The following is a 20,722-nucleotide window of genomic DNA, read 5'->3' as shown; positions in this document are numbered from 1 at the left end:
GAGGGAAAATCAATAAATAGTAGTAAATGTATTGTAGTACAAAATAAAGAAATTATGTAATTGCAATTGATATAGTAGGAAAGATAGTTGTTCTGTTAACGTATACATATTGTCCTTTTCATTATAAATCTTTCATAAAGCGGAGAGTGGGTATCAAGAATGGAATTACGTCATTTAGAGTATTTTATTCAAGTTTGTAATAATAATAGTTTTACTAAAGCTGCGGAAGTTCTAGGTATTTCACAGCCGACTTTAAGCCAACAAATCCGTGTGTTAGAAGGTGAACTTGATACACCATTGTTTCATCGAGTTGGAAGAGGTATCAAAATGACAGAAGCGGGTAAGCTGCTATTTGATAAAGGAAAATTTATCATGCAACAATTTGATGACGTTTATAATGAAATTTTTGAATTAAAGGGTGTAAAAAGAGGTGTGATTACTATAGGAGGTTTATTAGAGGATCTCACTTATTTAACACCTTATATTATGAAGTTTCAACAACAGTATCCTAACATCGTTGTAAAAATTATAGAGTCCGAAGTTGCTGTAAATCAAATCGTTAACAAAAATATTGATATAGGGATTACACGTAGTGCTCAAATTCCAGACACATTAACAAGCACCCTTTTGTATAGCGAAGAGCTTGTCCTTGTCATTCCAAAAAACCATCCTTTGGATGAAAAACCATTTGTTTCTTTTCGAGAATTAGTAGGACTGAGTAGAATAATGGTTTCATGTAGTTGTCGTGAATCTATTAAAATATATTGTGAGAGTTTAGGGTTATCTTTATCTGAAGCAAATATAGAAACAAAATCTTCTATTTCTCTATTGAGTCTTGTATACAATGGTCATGGGGTTGCCATAATACCTCTTTCACTAGTTGATTTTGTTAATAATGATACTTTGAGCATAGTTCGTATTACTGATCCAACACCAAGGCAAGATATTAATCTTATTCATTTTGATGATAAATTTTTAAGTTTTGCAGCACGTATCTTTATGCAGAAGTTAAATAATCCTCAAAAGGTATTAGTATAATAATGATTTTAGTGTAACAATTGAAAAAATCTATACGTCTTGAGATGAGACCTATATTAAAGTCAAAGGGTAGTGGATTTATATGTATGGTGTAGTCGATCAAAAGGGGATACCGCTGACTTTTAATTAAGGAAAAAAGGACGGACTTTACAAGAAGAGAAGGCTGTCAAAAACAAGTCAAGTTAATCAATCAACTCTTCGCTCTTATCGTATAGTCCCATTATGGATATACATTGCTATTTTGAATCTACATATCCTTATTGTAGAAAGAAAACCACCGGCATTATACCGGTGGTTTTGATTTAGAAAGCAAAGCAAGTACAACCAATCCCCCATTTAGTTCCATCTTTTCCTATTACGGTATGAGTGTGTTGATGGAGAGGGTTACTACAACTATGTAACTTGTTATCATGGAAATCGTGAGAAAGTATAGTGTTAGCTAGGTTAGCACCACCATAACCATAAACGCCCGTCGGTGACCAATCAGGTGATGCTGGCGGCAATTCAGGTGATAAGTTTTTAAATTCATCATTTCCATAAACAACCTGCCCGCCCATAATGGTGAGTAATGATTCAAGGTCTTTGATTTCTTCTTCTGGCACAGTAAAGTAGTCAGCAGACAATACAGCAATATCAGCAAACTGACCTACTGCCAGGGTTCCCTTTTTACTTTCATCACCAGAGAACCACGCACTTCCTTTTGAATATAATTCCAGGGCTACTTTTCTATCAAGTTTATTTTTTTCATCGTATATGGAAAGCCCACCAATGGTTTTTCCGGCAACCATCCAGTAAAGGGCGACCCAAGGGTTATAGCTGGAAACCCTGGTTGCATCACTACCGGCGCCAACAGGTATACCAAGGTCTAACATACGATAAATCGGAGGAGTATGCTTTGCAGCTTCCTTTCCGTATAAGTCAACAAAGTATTCACCTTGAAAAGCCATGCGGTCTTGGATGGCAATCCCGCCATTTAAAGCCTTAACACGTTCCATACTACGATCTGAGATTGTTTCTGCATGATCAAACCACCAGCGTAGCCCATTAAAAGGAATTTCTCTGTTAACTTCCTCAAATACATTTAAAAAACGTGTGATTGACTCGTCATAAGTTGCATGTAAACGGAATGGCCAACGGTTTTCCACCAATAGAGAAATTACTTTCTTTAAGTCGGCTTCCATTACTGTAGCTAGTTCGGGCCGCGGCATTTGAAATTTTTCAAAATCGGCTGCCGAGAATACTAACATTTCTCCGGCACCATTCATTTTATACTTATCATTTCCTTGACCAGGAGAAACAATTTTTGCCCATGAAGCAAAGTCTTCATATTCATGATTAGGATTTTGCGTAAATAGATTATAAGCAATACGCAAAGTTAATTGTTCCTTCTCGGCTAAATGTTCAACAACTTTGTAGTCATCAGGGTAATTTTGGAAACCACCACCTGCGTCGATGGCGCTTGTAATACCTAATCTATTTAATTCACGCATAAAATGACGAGTTGAGTTAATCTGGTCGTCAAGATTAAGTACTGGAGCTTTACCCAAACTTGAATAAAGAATAGAAGCGTTAGGGTTAGCAATTAAAAGGCCCGTTGGATTACCTCTTTTATCCCGCTGAATTAAACAGCCTGGAGGGTCTGGGGTATCTTTCGTGTATCCCAGTGCACGTAGCCCTGCACGATTTACAAGTGCTCTATCGTAAAGATGTAGCACAAAGACAGGCGTGTCTTCAGAAACAGCATTAATCTCTTCTAATGTTGGCATCCGTCTCTCTTTAAATTGAAATTCAGACCAACCTCCAACTACTCTTACCCACTGAGGAGCAGGTGTACGCCTTGCCTGTTCTTTGAGCATTTCTAGAGCAATAAAAAGTGATGGCACGCCTTCCCAACGTAATTCCATATTATAATGCAGACCACCACGAATAACGTGTATATGAGAGTCATTCAGGCCTGGAATAGCTCTCTTTCTTTTTAGGTCTATTTTTTTTGTTTTTTCCGTGGCACTATTAAGAAGCTCATCTCCACCTACTGCAGTGACTAAACCATCAGTTATGGCGATAGCAGATACCTCAGGCTGAGAAGGGTCAAGGGTAGTAATTTTTCCGTTATATAAGATCATATCCGGTAAATTCATGTTCACACCTCGTCTACTTTCTATTATTTTGTAACCATGGATGAAATAATTTACCGAAAATCGGCATGACTACCCATGATAGCAAGGACACTATACATACAGAAACAAAAAAAGCTGACATAATAGGATTCATATGTTTTATAATAGGTCCTATCACTTTAGGAACTAACATGCTAAGAGGCCATACACCCAGAAGGGTAACGATAGACATTTTCCATTTTGGAGGTGGAACTGGCGTTTTCGGAGTAACAAACCAATAAGCCAAACTGCTTTCAGTTTTGTAAGTTGGATTAGTGGCTTGAAATTGCTCGGCCGTTTTTAACAAATCCCGGCGAACATCTGATTCTTGCCAAGCACGTAGATGCTCATACGTATCAAAGCGAAAAATAACAGTATACTCTCTGGATTCGTTACTTGGGACTATTAGATTTACACCTAAATGTCCTGGGAATTTAGTAGCCGCAGCCTCAATTTCATGTCTCCATGTTTCAAACTGTTTTTCTCTACCTTCTTGAATTTCCCATGTAACAATCGTTGTTACTGGATTGCCAGCATCCATCGTGTTCCCTGTATAAGTCTCTTCGACAGCTACTCCTTCTTGTTTCATATTTTCCTGCTTGGAAGCGCGCCATGCACCATAGTATATGCGTATTCTACACCTTGACCATAAGCACCAGTGTGTTCCTTTACAATCTCCATTACAGCATCATAAGTGTCTTTGTGTGCCCAGTCACGTTGGTATTCAAGTAAAACTTGAATTGCTGTCACTGGAATTGCACCAGCTTGTTCTACACGACGCATAGCAGCGTTATGTGCTGTCAAACTAGTACCACCTGAAGCATCATCAACTGCATATACCTCATAGCCAGCTTTAATTGCTTCAAGCACAGGGAATGCAAGGCAAACTTCAGTCCAAAGTGCTGCAAATATTAATTTCTTTCTACCGGTTGCTTTAACTGCCTCAACAAATTTCGGATCTTCCCAAGAGTTCATTGAACTACGTTCTATAATTTCATGGTTTGGGAATATGTCAAGAATTTGTGGCCAAAAATAACCAGAAAAGCTGCGTGTTTCAACTGTAGTAAGAATAGTAGGTACGTTAAAAGTTTTTGCTGATTTAGCAAGCAGCATAACGTTATTAATCAATGTTTGTCTATCAATACTTGCAACTCCAAAAGTCATTTGAGGTTGAAAATCAATCAAAATTAAGGCACTGTTCTCCGGATTTAACAATTCTAAATTACTCATAATAAAACGCTCCTTTTTAATTATTGAAAGTAATGTATTTTCTGTTAATTAAAACTGTAATCGTAAAAATAAAATTTTTGCTATACCTTTTAATTTAAAAGAGAGTGCTGATTTAATCAGCACTAAATGTATACTATCTATTTTTTTGAAAGAAAAGCTTATTATGCATTTTGTTTACTAAGATCTCGCTGCGCGCCCATATAGCTTCCAATTATATTTTGATAGCCTGGAAGATTGTTAGCAAGCAAATTGCCAAAACCTTCGACATCGTTGCGCCAATCGCGTTGTAATTCGCAAGCTACGCTAAACCAGTTCATAAGTTGCACACCACTATGTGCCATACGAGTATTGGCAGCATCTGCAACTTGTTTACTGAAAGTTCCTGAAGCATCAGTAACAGCAAATACTTCATATCCAGCTTTTATAGCGGAAAGTGCCGGGAAAGCAACGCAAACGTCCGTAACTACGCCCGCGATGATAAGTTTCTTTTTTCCAGTTTCTTCGATTGCTTTTACAAAATCATCATTATCCCATGCGTTAATTTGTCCAGGTCGAGCTATTTTTGGTGCATGAGGAAAGAGGTCAACCAATTCTTGCATTAAAGGTCCGTTAGGTCCGTTTTCAAAACTTGTTGTTAAAATAACTGGTAAATCAAAAAACTTAGCAGTATGAGCAAGAGCTAAAACATTGTTCTTGAATTCATCAACACCATAGTCACGTACTAGTCCGGACATAAGACCAGTTTGATGATCTACTAAAAGAACGACAGCATCATCTTTGTTAATACGAGAATAGAGATCAGTCATTATGTATTCCTCCTAAAAATTAAGTAATCGAAGAAAGTTTAAATAGTCGAATACTATCATAAGTTTCTTCGTTTATAACTAAGCTGACCAATAATATTGGTTATAGCAGCATTCACAGAACATGAAGTGCTATACAAATTTATAGTATTTTAAAACTGATTCGTTAATCAATTCTAAATTATCTATAATTCGTATAGGTCGTAACTATAGTTGTTTTCACTATAAAATAGATTGGTTTTACCTATACATCCTATAGATAGAACAATATTGATAGTCACCTATTTTTGTTATTACAATTGAATATGAGTAATGTTCAGTAATTATTTTATGATGAAAAAGGTATTAGAGGGGGGATTGTTCCAAAAGGAGAAAATGAATGCGTTGGAACAATAGAGTTTCATACTTAGATTTCACAACATAAACGTGCATGAATAGGTTATGACATTCATCCGGAGTATTGAAGAAAAGGATACATATTAGAATATTTTTTGGAGGTAGAAGCATGGCGAAAATTACTGTAGGAACCGAAAATCAAGCACCAATTGAGATATATTTTGAGGATCATGGCACAGGAAAACCAGTTGTACTAATTCATGGTTGGCCGTTAAGTGGTCGATCTTGGGAATACCAAGTTCCAGCTCTTGTTGAGGCTGGATATAGAGTTATAACGTATGATCGACGAGGATTTGGAAAATCATCTCAGCCGTGGGAAGGGTATGAATATGATACCTTTACTTCTGATTTACATCAACTATTAGAACATTTAGAGCTTCAAAATGTCACACTTGTTGGTTTTTCTATGGGGGGAGGCGAGGTAGCCCGGTATATTGGGAAATATGGAACCAATAGAGTAGAGAAGGCTGTATTTGCAGGAGCTGTACCACCATTCCTTTACAAGTCAGCAGATCATCCTGAGGGTGTATTAGATGATGTAGCAATTCAAGGATTTGAAAATGGAGTAAAAAATGATCGCCTAGCATTCCTTGATGAGTTTACGAAAGGATTTTTTGCTGCTGGAGATCGAACTGACTTAGTTAGTGAACCATTTCGACTTTACAATAGGGATATCGCTGCGGGTGCATCACCTAAAGGAACACTAGATTGTATCGCTGCTTTCAGCAAAACAGACTTCAGAGGCGATTTAGCCAAGATTAATATACCTACCCTTGTTATTCATGGTGATTCAGATGCAACTGTACCATATGAATATAGTGGGAAATTAACACATGAAGCAATTCCTAATTCTAAAGTAGCATTAATAAAGGGTGGTCCACATGGGCTAAATGCAACGCATGCTAAAGAATTTAATGAAGCACTCCTATTATTTTTAAAGGGCTGATTACAACTATATAATTGTTAAATAATAAATTATAAACAAGTAAAAAGAAAGCTTTATAAAAGATGCTCTTGGATAAATCTAGGAGCATCTTTTTAAATGCGGCGTAGTGCACCACTGTAATCAATTTAAAAAATCGAAATCTTCCATAACGAAATTTTTATTCATTTTTAAATGGTGATATTGAGTTAGGTTTATAAATCGCCATTAGTTTCGAATTGAATATTCTTCTTAACAGCAAAAATTTATTGATTAGAGTTTTTTTAGGTCTTTTAGATGGATTGCTATATTACTATCAAGATAATATTTTGAATAATCCTCAAAACAAAGAAATGCACATTTTCTTGTTTGTGTAGTGAAGTTTCTTAAGTTGAGAGGGGGCCTTTATATCCTAATCCAAAAGTGTAGACTACAGCCTACAAATAATCATCTTCCTCTTGAAATTGTTGTTTTACATCTTCAAATTTTTGAAGAAGGAGTGTTTTGTTTGGAAATGATAAAATCTTATTAATTTTTATAATTAGTTGAATTTTTATAGAAATAATTCTCTTAATATATTAAAATAACATTGTATTATGTAAGATTTTAATTAGGGGAGAGAAATTTTATGTTGAAAAAAATCATTCCAGTTGCTTTAGCATTAAGTACAGTTACTTTTACTAGTGTATTTGCTGCGCCTTCAATCCAAGCAAGTACAGAACAAAACCGCTACATAGATGTACAAATGCTCGGTATTAATGATCTTCATGGGCAACTAGACACTGTAAAAAAAATTAACAATAAAGATGCAGGGGGAATTGAGTACTTAGGGGCTTATTTACGTGATCGTGAAAAACAAAATCCAAATACATTAAAGGTACATGCTGGAGATGTTGTTGGAGCAAGTACTCCTGTTTCAGCATTATTACAAGACGAACCTACAATTGAATTTCTAAATGATTTGAAATTCGATGTTGGAACGATAGGAAATCATGAGTTTGATGAAGGTGTTGAGGAAATGCATCGCCTTATTTATGGTGGATACCATGAGAAAACAGGTAATTTTAAAGGAGCAAAATTCCCATATGTTGCTGCGAATTTCTATAATAAATCCACCGGTCGTTTATTTTTACCACCATTCACTATAAAAAAGGTACAAGGAGTTCCAGTTGGCTTTATTGGAGTCGTGACAACAGATGTTCCTAACCTTGTTATGCCTACTATGCTAAAGAATGTAGAAATTACAGATGAAGTTGAAGCTATTAACAAATCCGTAAAGCAATTAAAAAAACTAGGCGTTAAATCTATCGTTGTTCTTGCGCATAACGGAGGTATAACAGATGGGAACGGCGTAACAAATGGTGATATCGTCCGATTAGCAAATGAGACTGATCCAGAAGTCGATGTTATTTTTGGTGGGCATAGCCACACTTATGTAAATGGAACTGTTAATAATAAACTTGTCGTACAAGCAAATTCATATGGTATGGCTTTTGCTGATGTTGATGTAAAGATTGATCGTAAGACACAAGATATTGTTGAGAAAAAAGCAGAAATTGTTACAACTTACCATGAAGGCATGGAGCCTGATAAAAAAATAAAGAAGAAGATGGAGAAATATCAAGCAAAAATCGCACCTCTTGTTAATGAAGTTGTAGGTAAGTCTATCGCTCCACTAGATCGCAAACTCAATACGGCTGGTGAATCTACTCTGGGAAATTTGGTTGCTGATGCCCAGCGTGCAACAATGCAATCCCAAATTGCACTTATGAATCCTGGTGGTATTCGTAATGACTTAGATGCTGGTGATATTACATGGGGAGAGATATATGGTATTCAACCATTCGGAAATCAATTAATAAAAGTAAATTTAACAGGTCAAGACATTCGTGATATTTTAAATCAACAATGGCAAAAAGATATAACAAGAATGCTTCAAATTTCAGGGATCCAATACACTTGGGATGCGAACAAGCCTAATGGAGAAAAAGTAACAAGTATTCGCTTAACAAATGGAGAAGAAATTATTTCTTCTAAAACGTACAGCGTCGTTGCGAACGCATTTCTAGCGTCAGGTGGAGATGGATTTGTATCCTTTAAAAACGGTAAAGATGCTGAAACAGGACCAACTGATTTTGAAGCATTAGTAGATTATATAAAAAAATCAAAAGAACCAATTCAGTCTATTATTGATGGAAGAATTCAAAAAATAAATTAGTTTTTTATTAATCTCAAAAAAATAGATTACCTATACTTTTTAGTGTACAGGTAATCTATTTTTTTGATTTGAAATAAAGTCTTACTGTGGCCAATTAATAGTGCTGGTGAATTCGGCCCATACGGAACATTAAAATCGGATGATCCAAACAGTTATAACTACATTTTTGGACAGGTGAAAAAAGATCAATTTTTTATTGATTTACGTAAGGCGAACGGCGTGACAAAAACTTGGTTAAACGAACAACATCCAATTTTCGCTGGAATAACTACCGAAGGGCCTGATATACCAAAAACTATTGATATACCATTAGGTAAAGCGTTTGATATACTCGTTCAAATTCAAAAAGTGAGTCCATCTCAACTACATTAATAAATTTAGAATAATGTGCCTTAATGACAACTTGAGAAGTGTTTCATATAATACTATGAAATTTGTTTTATATAGTAAGAAGAATAATCGTATTAGAAAAAATCAGCAATTTAACCTGTTAAGAGTAAAATGGATCTTCAATATGTAAAGCGCAAAAAACACTGAAGGGAAAAGCATCGGTGTTTTTGCGCTTTCGGGCACAGATGCTACTTCAACCCTAGTGTACAAGTGATTTTGAATGTAAGGAATTTGTAAGGAATAGGTAAGAAAAAAGAGATTTTCATTGTGTAGGATAAAAATATAAGGAGGCGTGAAGGGGGGAACAATTACGGCCTACATATAAAACAAACAATCAGTAACAAGAGTGTTTTGTGAAAATAATGAGTACAATGATTGCAAATGCATTGTTGCCTTTTCATCATTTGGAGAATGGATAGCTGTGTGGTTCGTATATGACACTTCTATCAACTATCTATACAATTTTAATAGAAGAGAGGAATTCTTTATGAAAACACGCAGTAAAATTACATGTGCAAGTCTAGCACTTTTAATAGGTGGAAGTTCCCTGTTATACATAACACCAACATCAGTTGTAAAAGCAGAACCTACGCAAAATGTATCTAGTTCGTTACAAACAAGTACGCAAAGCGATCGTACTTCCGTTAAGAAAGCAATACGAGATGAACTGCAACTTGGATACCCGGGAATACTCGCTCAAATTTCTAAGGGTGGTAAAACTTGGAGTTATACGGCTGGGATAGCGGATCTGAGAACTAAGAAACCAATGAAAGCAGATTTTCGCTTTCGCATTGGCAGTGTGACGAAAACGTTCATTGCAACAGTTCTACTTCAATTATCTGGAGAGAACCGTTTGAATCTAGACGACTCCATTGAAAAATGGTTACCTGGCGTTATTCAAGGAAACGGATATGATGGTAACCAGATTACTATCCGTCAAATATTGAATCATACAAGTGGTATTGCTGATTATATAAATTCAAAAGACTTCGATATTATGGATACAAAAAAATCGTATACGGCTGAAGAATTCGTCAAAATGGGGATTTCTCTTCCCCCAGATTTTGCACCAGGAAAGGGTTGGTCTTATTCAAACACAGGTTACGTATTATTGGGGATCCTTATTGAAAAAGTAACTGGCAACAGTTATGCGGAAGAGGTTGAAAACCGAATTATTGAACCGCTTGATTTGTCAAATACATTTCTACCTGGTAATTCAAGTGTGATTCCAGGCACCAAGCATGCCCGTGGCTATTTGCAACTAGACGGAGCAAGTGAGCTAAAAGACGTTACTTATATTAACCCAGGTAGCTCAGATGGAGATATGATTTCTACTGCTGATGATTTAAACAAATTCTTCTCTTACTTACTAGGTGGTAAATTACTGAAGGAACAGCAGTTAAAACAAATGCTTACTACAGTTCCTACAAATAGAGAGGGAACCGGATATGGTCTTGGAATCCTTGAAATTAAGTTTCCGAATGCTGTCTCGGTATGGGGACACAGAGGTGGCGTTCTAGGGTTTTCCACTTTTGCTGGTGGAACACTTGGAGGCAAACATACACTTGCTATCAATTCGAACAGTTTTAACATTAATAATCCAGAGTCTTTTAAAAACGTTTTACTTGCTGAATTTAGCAAGTAGGCAAAAAGGAAAAACAGAAAAATTTTGTCATTTGTAATTTCAATCGGAATGGATTACCGCTTGAAATGAGTATAGAAGGCGTTAAGTATCTAGGAATAATCAAACTAATCATGAGAGATGGCTAAGTAAAAGGATTGGTTTATATATTGTATTCTCTCCAGCCGATTAAAGAAGTAACAGATATAATGAGTGATTATTATGTATATATTATTGTAGTTGTGTTTGTATCGTCACTGATTATAAATTTGTATAAGGTGCGAAGTCTAATTTAAGACTTCGCACCTTTGCTGTTTAACAGCTTTTATTACTAAGCTATTAATAATAGCAAAAAGGAGAATGTAACTAGTTATGCAGATGAATCTTGGCACAGGCGCTATGTAGGAGATTTTGCTGAAAATAAATTTAGAAGAATATATGAATTAGAGACATGAAAGCTGAAATGAATTTTAGTAGTTTTTATGTTCATCAGTTACTTGAAATTCTAGCTGTTTTGTATACAGAGTTTTTCCCACCGTGATTGATAGCGCGTAAATATCATTCTTAATTATATGTAGTATGCATTGAGTGAGATTTTTTAGAACTAAATACAGTGTCATCTCCTAATGGTGAAAACAGTATTTGAATATTGTAGGGCTCTTAAATGTTTTTAGATTTTTAAAGCCCGGTCATTTTAACCAAAATTTTCATAGAAATGCCTTTAAAAAGAACGTTAGTTCGTATATAATAAGAACAAATGTTCTTTTTATTGGGAGTGATAACCTTGTATGATTATTCTCTTTTACCGAATCGTATTATTCTTTGTGTAGACCTTCGTAGCTTTTATGCAAGCGTATCATGTATTAAAAAAGGACTTGATCCAAGATATACAAAATTGGCTGTCGTAGGGGATGTGAATCAGAGCGGATCAATTGTATTAGCAGCAACACCGCCATTAAAAGCATTAGGAATAAAGAAGATGGCTCGTTTGTACGAAATACCGAAGCGACCAGATATTATTATTGTGAATCCAATTATGCATACGTATATGAAGTGTTCAACTTTCATAACGGGTTTGGCTTTGCAGTATGTCGCACCGGAAGATTTTCATCAATATAGTATCGATGAATTTTTTATGGATATGACCGCAAGTATTCATTTGTTTGCTAGTAATCCGCGCGAGTTTGCATTAAAGTTCAAGCGAGAAATATATGAACGTACAAGGATCGAAAGTACGATTGGTATAGGGCCGAATTTATTATTGAGTAAAGTAGCGATGGATGTGGAAGCGAAGAAGAATAGGGATGGAATAGCGCAGTGGACGTATGACGATATACCCGAGAAGTTATGGAGTATTAGACCACTCAGTAAATTTTGGAGTATATCGTATAAAACAGAAATGAAATTGAATCGAAAAGGTATACATACCATTGGAGAATTAGCTCAGTATCCTTTGAAATATTTAAAGCAATCATTTGGTGTAATAGGAGAAGAATTACATCTACATAGTAACGGAATTGATTTTAGTAGAATAGCAGAAAAATACGTTCCAGCGACAACATCTATAGCGAAAAGCCAAATGTTATTGCGTGATTATTCGGTAGAAGAGTTCATAGTTATTTTATTAGAGCATATAGAAGAGGTTTGTTATAGGTTGAGACGAGAAAAGAAATGCGCGCAAACAATTCATTTTTCAGTTGGCTATAACAAGGAATACGGTGGGGGAATAAAAAAGGCACATACGTTAAATAGAGCAACAAACTTAACGATGGATATTTATAATATTTGTACATATTTTTTATATGAGCGCCATACAGGAGAGCCGATTCGATCAGTAAGTGTTTCATTAACAAACCTTATTAATGAAGGGGAAGAGCAAATTTCGCTTTTCGATAACATTATACAAAGAGAAAAAGAAATACGATTAACGAAAGTTATGGACGAAATTCGAACACGATTTGGTAAGAACAGTATTTTACGAGGCATTTCTTACACAAGCGTCGCAACAGCAAGATATAGAAACACATTATTAGGAGGGCATAAATCGTGAAGAATGCTAACATGCCAAAAGGAAGAGGAATGGTGAAGTGGCAACCATTTGCCAGTATGCCGGAGCAGTTTGCAGTTATTAAAGAAATAATAAAGGAGCAAACGAAAGCCTCGCGTCCAATTGTAACGCAAGATGCAAAAGAAATGATTGAAAATAAGCTATTAACTTCATTTTTAGGTGAAGAAGAGGTTTTACTTACATATTATAAAGACGGCTATCTATATAAAAATTACATAACAGTCGTGGATATTAATCCATTAAATGAGACGATTACTTGTACAGATGCTTTTCATAATCAAAGACTGTTTAAGTTTGGTGATGTAATTGAAGTGAATTAGAGAGGGAAATAGGAGTGATGATCTCTTCCTAACTTAATTATATCATGTAATTTACGTTCGAAATAGACTGTTTCTTCTCATTTACTACTGTTACAATCAAGAACACATGAATAGTAAGGAGAGGTGCCAAATGAGTTCTTTCGTTCTCGATTTTCAGGAAATAGAAAAAACACAGCTTTTTCTCGTTGGTGGAAAAGGATTGAATTTAGGGGAGTTATCCAATATTCAAGGGATACAAGTGCCAGAAGGATTTTGTGTTACAACGGTAGGGTATGAACAGGCCATCGGAAAAAATGAAGCGTTTCAAACTTTGTTGAATCAATTGGCAATGCTAAAAATTGAGGAACGAGATCAAATTGGTGAAATTAGTAAGAAGATTAGAGAAGTCATTATGGCAGTGGAAATTCCAGTTGATGTAGTGGAATCAGTAGCTCATTATCTTCCGCACTTTGGCGATGAAAATGCGTATGCAGTGCGTTCGAGTGCTACTGCTGAAGATTTACCACATGCCTCGTTTGCTGGTCAACAAGATACGTATTTAAATATTATTGGAAAAGAAGACATTTTGCAGCATATTAAAAAATGCTGGGCTTCTTTATTTACAGATCGAACGGTTATATACCGAATGCAAAACGGTTTTGATCATAATCAAGTTTCTATATGTGTTGTCGTTCAAAAAATGGTTTTCCCTGAGGCTTCAGGGATTTTATTTACTGCGGATCCGATTACTTCGAATAGGAAGGTGTTATCAATCGATGCCAGCTTTGGACTTGGCGAGGCGCTAGTATCTGGATTGGTTTCTGCCGATAATTATAAGGTAAAAGAAGACGAAATCGTCGAAAAGGTTATTGCAACGAAAAAATTAGCTATCTATGGACGAAAAGAAGGCGGAACAGAGACAAAGAAAATTTCTCCTAATCAGCAAAAAGTTCAAACACTTACTGAACAACAAATTTTACAACTAGCACGCATCGGAAGACAAATCGAAGCTTATTTTGGTTGTCCGCAAGATATTGAATGGTGCTTAGTTGATGATACAATTTATATAGTCCAAAGTAGACCGATTACGACTTTATATCCAATTCCAGAAGTAAATGATGGGGAAAATCACGTGTATATATCAGTTGGTCACCAACAAATGATGACGGATGCGATGAAGCCACTAGGATTGTCCTTTTTCCTATTAACGACGCATGCGCCTATGCGTAAAGCAGGGGGAAGGCTGTTTGTTGATGCTACACAAAAATTAGCTTCACCTGCTAGCAGAGATTTCTTAATAAACACGTTAGGAAAATCGGATCCACTCGTAAGAGATGCATTAACGACTGTAATCGAGCGAGATAATTTTATTACATTGTTACCAGATGATGAAAAAGGAAAGAGTGGTAGTAAAAGTGTGCTACCTGTAAGTCCGCAACCAGAAATCGAAAAAGACCCGGCACTTGTGATGGATCTAATAAAGAATAATCAAGCATCGATTGAAGAGTTAAAACGAAACATTCAAACGAAATCAGGATCAGCGGTATTTGATTTTATTTTAGAAGATATGAAGCAGCAATTACAAAAGATATTATTTGGCCCGCAAAGTACGGCTGTCATTATGGCAGGTATGAATGCTTCGACATGGATCAATGAAAAGATGGAACAATGGTTAGGTGAAAAAAACGCAGCAGACACGCTTTCTCAATCCGTACAAAATAATATTACGTCAGAAATGGGGCTAGCGTTATTGGATGTTGCAGATGTGATTCGGCCGTATCCAGAAGTCATTGCGTATTTACAGCATGTAGAAGATGATAGCTTTTTAGATGAATTAGTTCAGTTTAAAGGCGGTGAAAAAGTTCGGGATGCAATCGAGGCGTTTCTAAATAAATATGGAATGAGATGTAGCGGAGAAATCGACATTACGAAAACGCGCTGGAGTGAACAGCCAGCTACAATTATACCGATGATTTTAAATCATATAAGAGACTTTGAATATGGTGCTAGTAAACGGAAGTTTGCAGAAGGGCTGCAGGAAGCTTTGAAAAAAGAAGAAGAGTTGTTAGAGCGATTGCAGCACTTGCCGGATGGGGAACAAAAAGTAGAAGAGACGAAGAGAATGATTCGTAACATCCGCAATTTCATCGGTTATCGTGAATATCCGAAATACGGCATGATTCATCGTTATTTCATATATAAGCAGGCATTACTGAAAGAAGCAGAGAAACTTGTGCAAAATAATGTTCTGGATGAAATAGAAGATATATACTATCTAACTTTTGAAGAACTTCACGAAGTCGTCCGCACAAATAAACTAGATTACAAAATTATTCATAAACAAAAAAATGCGTACAAATTATATGAAAAACTAACACCTCCGCGTGTTATCACGTCTGATGGAGAAATCATTACAGGTAAGTACAAACGTGAAAATCTCCCGGCTGAAGCAATTGTAGGTTTGCCTGTTTCTTCTGGAGTGGTTGAGGGGAGAGCACGCGTTATTTTAAACATGGAAGACGTGAATTTGGAAGATGGAGATATATTAGTTACTGCTTTTACTGACCCTGGCTGGACACCATTATTTGTTTCTATAAAAGGGTTAGTCACTGAAGTCGGCGGGCTTATGACGCACGGAGCAGTGATTGCACGTGAGTATGGATTACCAGCAGTCGTTGGAGTAGAGAATGCTACGAAATTAATAAAAGATGGGCAACGAATTCGGGTGCATGGAACAGAAGGGTATATTGAAGTGTTATAGTTGCACCTTAGATAATAAAGGGATCAATCACTAATTATAGTGGATGATCTCTTTATTTTTCATCCAGATATTACTAACATGGAACATTGTTGAATCAGAATGTATATCAATTTGAACTAAAGAATATTTTCAAAAATATTACAAATCCAGACAACATATTGCGAATTGTCTGAATTTTCATTATTATATAAACGTTGTATCGTATTTTATATTGGGGAGGAATAGGGATGAAGAAAAAGCCTTTTAAAGTGCTGTCTACGCTTGCGGCGGCAGCTGTGCTTAGTTGCACATTTGGGTATGGGGGTCAATCTGTTTATGCGGCAACGCCGTCTAATGGAGGAACTTTAAGTCCGATTGATGAAAATTTAATTCAAGAGGAGCGTTTAGCAGATGCGCTCAAGAAACGCGGTGTAATTAGTGAATCTACGTCGAAAGAAGACACATTAAAAGCTGTTGAAAAATACGTAGAGAAGAAAAAAGGAGAAAATGCGGGAAAAGAACCAGCAGCAGGGGATAGTGTTACGAGAGAAGCTGCTGACTTTTTGAAAAAAGTTAAAGATGCAAAAGCAGATGAGAAAGAAAAAGCAGATCAACCTGCTAGTGGTCCAGTAGCGGGACAAGAGCCGGTTAAAGGGGGATTAAACGGCAAAGTACCAACTACTTCAGCGAAGCAAAAACAATATAACGGTGATGTTCGTAAAGATAAAGTTCTCGTATTGCTAGTAGAGTTTGCTGACTTTAAGCATAACAATATTGATCAAGTACCAGGTTATATGTATTCAAATGATTTTAATCCAGAACATTATCAAAAAATGTTATTTGGTAATGAGCCATTTACACTTTTTGATGGTTCAAAAGTACCAACATTTAAACAATATTATGAAGAGCAATCTGGTGGTAGTTATACAGTAGATGGCACAGTAACAAAGTGGTTGACAGTTCCTGGTAATGCGGCAGATTATGGTGCAGATGCAGGAGATGGCGGTCATGATAATATGGGACCGAAAGGACCTCGTGATTTTGTAAAAGAGGCATTAAATGCGGCTGTAGAAAGTGGTATTGATTTATCTGAATTTGACGAATACGATCAATATGACAATAATGGTGATGGCAATAAAAATGAACCAGATGGTCTGATTGATCACTTAATGGTCATTCACGCTGGAGTTGGGCAAGATGGGGGCGGTGGTAGACTAGGTGATGATGCAATTTGGTCACATCGTTGGCACCTTGGAACACCATATCCAATTGAAGGAACAAAAGCAAAAGTTGATAACTGGGGCGGTAAAATGGCAGCATACGACTACACAATTGAGCCAGAAGACGGAGCGGTTGGTGTATTCGCACATGAATTTGGTCATGATTTAGGTCTTCCAGATGAGTATGATACGAAGTACACAGGAGCAGGTGAGCCAATTAACTCCTGGTCTGTTATGAGTGGTGGTAGCTGGGCTGGTAAAATTGCAGGAACAACGCCACCGAGTTTTTCTCCGCAAAACAAAGAGTTCTTTCAAAAGAACATAGGTGGAAACTGGGCGAATATTGTAGAGGTTGACTATAATAAATTAAATCGTGGTATTGGCTATGCGACGTATTTAGATCAAAGTGTAACGAAATCAAATCGTCCTGGACTGATTCGCGTTAACTTACCAGATAAAGAGGTGAAAGGTATTCAGCCTGCATTCGGTAAGAAGTACTACTATAGTACAAAAGGTGATAACCTTCATACAACATTAGAAACGCCAGTGTTTGATTTAACAAATGCAACAAATGCGAAGTTTGATTACAAATCAATGTATGAAATTGAAACGGATTATGACTTCCTTGAAGTACATGCAGTGAAAGAAGATGGTACGAAAACGTTAGTGGATCGAATTGGTGAAAAGAATGTGAAAAATGGTCTAGACACAACAGATGGTAAATGGGTAGATAAGTCATATGACTTAAGCAAATTTAAAGGTCAAAAAGTAAAATTAGTATTCGAATACATTACAGATGGTGGATTAGCGCCGACTGGTTTTACTTTTGATAATGCTACATTAACTGTAGATGGAAATGTTGTGTTCTCTGATGATGCAGAAGGCGAAACGAAATTTAAATTAAATGGTTTCGTTGTAGCAGACGGCTTTGATAAGAAGAAGCATAACTACTATTTAGAGTGGAGAAACTATGCTGGTGCTGATCAAGCGTTAAAATATAGCAATGGTGTACCGTATAATACAGGTCTTCTAGTATGGTATGCAGACTCTAGCTTTACAGATAATTGGGTTGGTTTACATCCAGGTGAAGGTTTCTTAGGAGTTGTTGACTCTCACCCAGAGGCAATTGTTGGAACGCTAAACGGAAAACCAACTGTTAAAAATAGTACACGATTCCAAATCGCAGATGCTGCGTTCTCCCTTAACCAAACGCCAGCATGGAAAGTCGTATCTCCAACACGTGGAACATATGATTACAAAGGATTACCAGGTGTAACGAAGTTTGATGATTCTAAATTGTATATAAATGATTTAATCCCAGATGCAGGACGTAAATTACCGAAATTTGGATTGAAATTTGAAGTAGTTGGACAAGCAGATGATAATTCTGCAGGTGCAGTTCGTTTATATCGTTAATAATGTAAAAGCTGTTGAAGGGGAGTCCTTTCAACAGCTTTTTTTACAGAAATATAAATTTCAAGTTATTAATAAAATAATAGAAATTACTAAGCAAGCTGGCTTATTTCTTTAAGCCAGCTGCATAAAAAGGTCCATGAACTGCAATAGTTGATAAAAAGCGAGCAATTTCCTCAGGTGTTTCTTTTTGTCCATTATTTAACCATTGCTGGATGACACCTATATGTGCAGATGCCATATAAGAAGTTAAGTATTCGCTTGGAACAAGTAAATTCTCCTTATTAATGAGAGGACCATTCGTATCTTCAAATAATGTTTTCCACATAAAGTCTTTCAGTTTTGTTTGGAAAGATAAATCTCCTTTCGGACTTAGTACAGCTCTCATAAAATCACTATTTTCATTTAGAAATTCAAGAATAGAAGTGATAAGTATAAATGGCATTGTTGGAGAAGGATTTGTTCCAAGGTCAGCAATAACTTCCGGGAATTTCTGTTTAGCAATGTTAGAAAACTCGTACATAATGTCTTCTTGGCATTTTGTCATTAAATCAAATTTATCTTGATAGTGCGCATAAAAAGTACCGCGATTAATATTTGCTTTCGTTGTGATATCTTTCACTGTAATGGCGTCAAAACCCTTTTCTTCAATTAGCTCCACCAATGCATTTCGTATGGCAGTTTTCGTACGAACAACACGCAAATCTAAATTACTATCGCGCAAAGCATGTCCCTCCTTAATTTTACTCAACACATTTAGAAAATGTGTCTTATAACCGACACATTCACGATTTTTGATTATTGTATAAGGTTCAACTCGAACATATAATTCAAAATATAAATAAACAACACGTTGTTGATTATTATAAATCAAATTAAAGGAGGAGAAAAGAAGATGTTTAAAAATAAACTTTTATTGTTATCACCAGTTATTGCACTACTTGTTGTTTTTGTTTTTTCATTAACGTTATTTCCAACTGTTCAACCGCAGCCGAAAAACTTGCCAATTGCAATTGTAAATGAGGATCAAGGTATAGAAATTGCGAATCAATCGAAAATGAATATGGGGCAAACAATTGTTGATATGGTGAAAAAATCATCGAAATCAGATGAAGAACCTGCGGTAAAGTGGGTAGAAGTGAAAAATAAGGAAGCAGTTCAAAAAGGGTTAAATAATAAAGAGTATTATGCAGCGTTAGTCATTCCGAAAGAATTTAGCGCAAAGCAAGCGTCATTACGAACACCACAGCCATCTTCACCAGAGATAGAAATATATATTAATCAAGGAATGAATACGGTTGCATCAACTATGGCAGGGCAAATATTAAATGGTGTAGTTGATAATATGAACAATAATGTCCGTACGCAAATATTAGAAGGGTTGAAAGCAAAAGGAGCTACTGTAACAACAGATCAAGCTGCGAAATTAGTAACACCTATTGTAAAGAACGTGAAAAATGTGAATGAGGTTGGCAAAAATAGTGCGAACGGTAACTCACCAATATCATTGTTCCAGCCGTTATGGATTGCAAGTTTAGCTAGTGCAGCGATTATTTTTATTGCGATTAGTAAAATGCCAGTAAGCTCAAGAAAAGAAAACTTTCTGTTAAAAGTAAAACAAATCGTAACAGGAGCTATTGCGACACTTGTAATTGGATTTGGTCTTACATGGATTGCAGATGGGATGGTAGGATTAAATATTTCGAACTTCACGGATACAGCTCTATTCTTATCCATTACTTCTTTTAGTTTCTTCTTAATGATATCTGCGGTACTTTCATTAGTTGGGCTAAAAGGAATCGGTTTATTCGCTTTATTACTATTCTTCGGGGCGCCGTTATTATCGTTAGCACCTGAGATGTTGTCTCCGTTTTATCAAGACTGGGTTTACTCATGGTTACCAATGAAATTTATGATTGAAGGCCTAAGAGAAATCTTCTTCTTCGGAAAAGGGTTAAGCTGGAATACACCTGTTACTGTACTCGTTTGGATTGGTATAGTAAGTATGGTTACTATATTAGCAACTGCATTCAAACGTAGTGTAGTAAAAGGGCATAAAACAGAATTGAACGCTTAAAAAAAGCCGTTTCACTAATTTGAAGTGACCCCCGAAAGTTAGACAGGTCGTTTCATTAGGCAGCCTCTAGGGTATGAGCCCGGTATTGTACTGGGCTCATACCCTTTAATTTTGCCTTAATTCTTTTATGA

General features: G+C 36.1%; 14 protein-coding genes and 1 pseudogene. 10 read left to right on the top strand and 5 right to left on the bottom strand.

The genetic code is table 11. The features are described from left to right. Window positions 1-159 precede the first annotated feature (159 nt). A complete protein-coding gene (locus tag MR170_RS09430) occupies window positions 160-1,038 on the top strand; it encodes a LysR family transcriptional regulator (RefSeq protein ID WP_016081051.1) in 879 nt (292 codons plus the stop codon). A 302-nt stretch (window positions 1,039-1,340) separates the two neighbouring features. Here the strand turns inward: MR170_RS09430 and MR170_RS09425 are convergent, their stop codons facing one another. From MR170_RS09425 to ycaC, 4 genes are all read right to left on the bottom strand, one after another. Then, window positions 1,341-3,176 carry an amidohydrolase gene (locus tag MR170_RS09425; protein WP_242308065.1) on the bottom strand — a complete coding sequence of 612 codons (1,836 nt, stop codon included), beginning with the start codon at window positions 3,174-3,176 and terminating at the stop codon, window positions 1,341-1,343. Window positions 3,177-3,189: 13 nt separating this feature from the next. Continuing rightward, window positions 3,190-3,783, bottom strand: coding sequence for an antibiotic biosynthesis monooxygenase (locus MR170_RS09420; RefSeq protein ID WP_000806856.1), 594 nt, complete (start codon window positions 3,781-3,783; stop codon window positions 3,190-3,192). Beyond that, window positions 3,780-4,424 (bottom strand): hydrolase, encoded by a 645-nt coding sequence (locus tag MR170_RS09415; RefSeq protein WP_000067162.1) that lies wholly within the window; start codon window positions 4,422-4,424, stop codon window positions 3,780-3,782. Before MR170_RS09415 ends, MR170_RS09420 begins: the two co-directional genes overlap by 4 nt. A gap of 161 nt (window positions 4,425-4,585) precedes the next feature. Then, entirely contained in the window at window positions 4,586-5,230 is a 645-nt protein-coding gene (ycaC, locus tag MR170_RS09410; protein WP_048565449.1) for an isochorismate family cysteine hydrolase YcaC, read from the bottom strand. A gap of 502 nt (window positions 5,231-5,732) precedes the next feature. On the opposite strand from ycaC, the gene MR170_RS09405 reads away from it, so the two are divergent. From MR170_RS09405 to MR170_RS09370, 8 genes and pseudogenes are all read left to right on the top strand, one after another. Beyond that, window positions 5,733-6,569: an alpha/beta fold hydrolase gene (locus MR170_RS09405; RefSeq protein WP_016081054.1), complete on the top strand. Its 837-nt coding sequence runs from the start codon at window positions 5,733-5,735 to the stop codon at window positions 6,567-6,569. Window positions 6,570-7,173: 604 nt separating this feature from the next. Next, on the top strand, window positions 7,174-8,763 hold the full coding sequence (locus MR170_RS09400) for a bifunctional metallophosphatase/5'-nucleotidase (protein WP_242308063.1): 1,590 nt from the start codon (window positions 7,174-7,176) through the stop codon (window positions 8,761-8,763). 96 nt (window positions 8,764-8,859) lie between these two features. After that, window positions 8,860-9,135, top strand: a pseudogene (locus MR170_RS09395) (erythromycin esterase family protein); the annotation flags it as partial. 505 nt (window positions 9,136-9,640) lie between these two features. After that, window positions 9,641-10,798 (top strand): serine hydrolase domain-containing protein, encoded by a 1,158-nt coding sequence (locus MR170_RS09390; protein WP_242308061.1) that lies wholly within the window; start codon window positions 9,641-9,643, stop codon window positions 10,796-10,798. Window positions 10,799-11,558: 760 nt separating this feature from the next. Then, window positions 11,559-12,824 (top strand): Y-family DNA polymerase, encoded by a 1,266-nt coding sequence (locus tag MR170_RS09385; RefSeq protein WP_242308059.1) that lies wholly within the window; start codon window positions 11,559-11,561, stop codon window positions 12,822-12,824. Then, window positions 12,821-13,162, top strand: coding sequence for a YolD-like family protein (locus MR170_RS09380; RefSeq protein WP_242308057.1), 342 nt, complete (start codon window positions 12,821-12,823; stop codon window positions 13,160-13,162). Before MR170_RS09385 ends, MR170_RS09380 begins: the two co-directional genes overlap by 4 nt. Before the next feature lie 130 nt (window positions 13,163-13,292). Beyond that, a complete protein-coding gene (gene ppsA / locus MR170_RS09375; protein WP_242308055.1) occupies window positions 13,293-15,902 on the top strand; it encodes a phosphoenolpyruvate synthase in 2,610 nt (869 codons plus the stop codon). Window positions 15,903-16,129: 227 nt separating this feature from the next. Further along, entirely contained in the window at window positions 16,130-18,517 is a 2,388-nt protein-coding gene (locus MR170_RS09370; protein WP_242308053.1) for an immune inhibitor A domain-containing protein, read from the top strand. A 103-nt stretch (window positions 18,518-18,620) separates the two neighbouring features. Here the strand turns inward: MR170_RS09370 and MR170_RS09365 are convergent, their stop codons facing one another. Next, window positions 18,621-19,238, bottom strand: a complete 618-nt coding sequence (locus MR170_RS09365) for a TetR/AcrR family transcriptional regulator (protein ID WP_043315287.1) — start codon at window positions 19,236-19,238, stop codon at window positions 18,621-18,623. A gap of 171 nt (window positions 19,239-19,409) precedes the next feature. On the opposite strand from MR170_RS09365, the gene MR170_RS09360 reads away from it, so the two are divergent. Beyond that, window positions 19,410-20,591 carry a YhgE/Pip domain-containing protein gene (locus tag MR170_RS09360; RefSeq protein WP_242308050.1) on the top strand — a complete coding sequence of 394 codons (1,182 nt, stop codon included), beginning with the start codon at window positions 19,410-19,412 and terminating at the stop codon, window positions 20,589-20,591. Window positions 20,592-20,722: the final 131 nt, after the last annotated feature.

It is taken from the genome of Bacillus cereus group sp. BfR-BA-01524 (genome assembly GCF_022662595.1).
In the GTDB taxonomy this organism is placed as follows: Bacteria; Bacillota; Bacilli; order Bacillales; family Bacillaceae_G; genus Bacillus_A; species Bacillus_A thuringiensis_S.
Note: the sequence above shows the minus strand (reverse complement) of the source record. Positions and strands in the feature narration are given on the sequence as shown.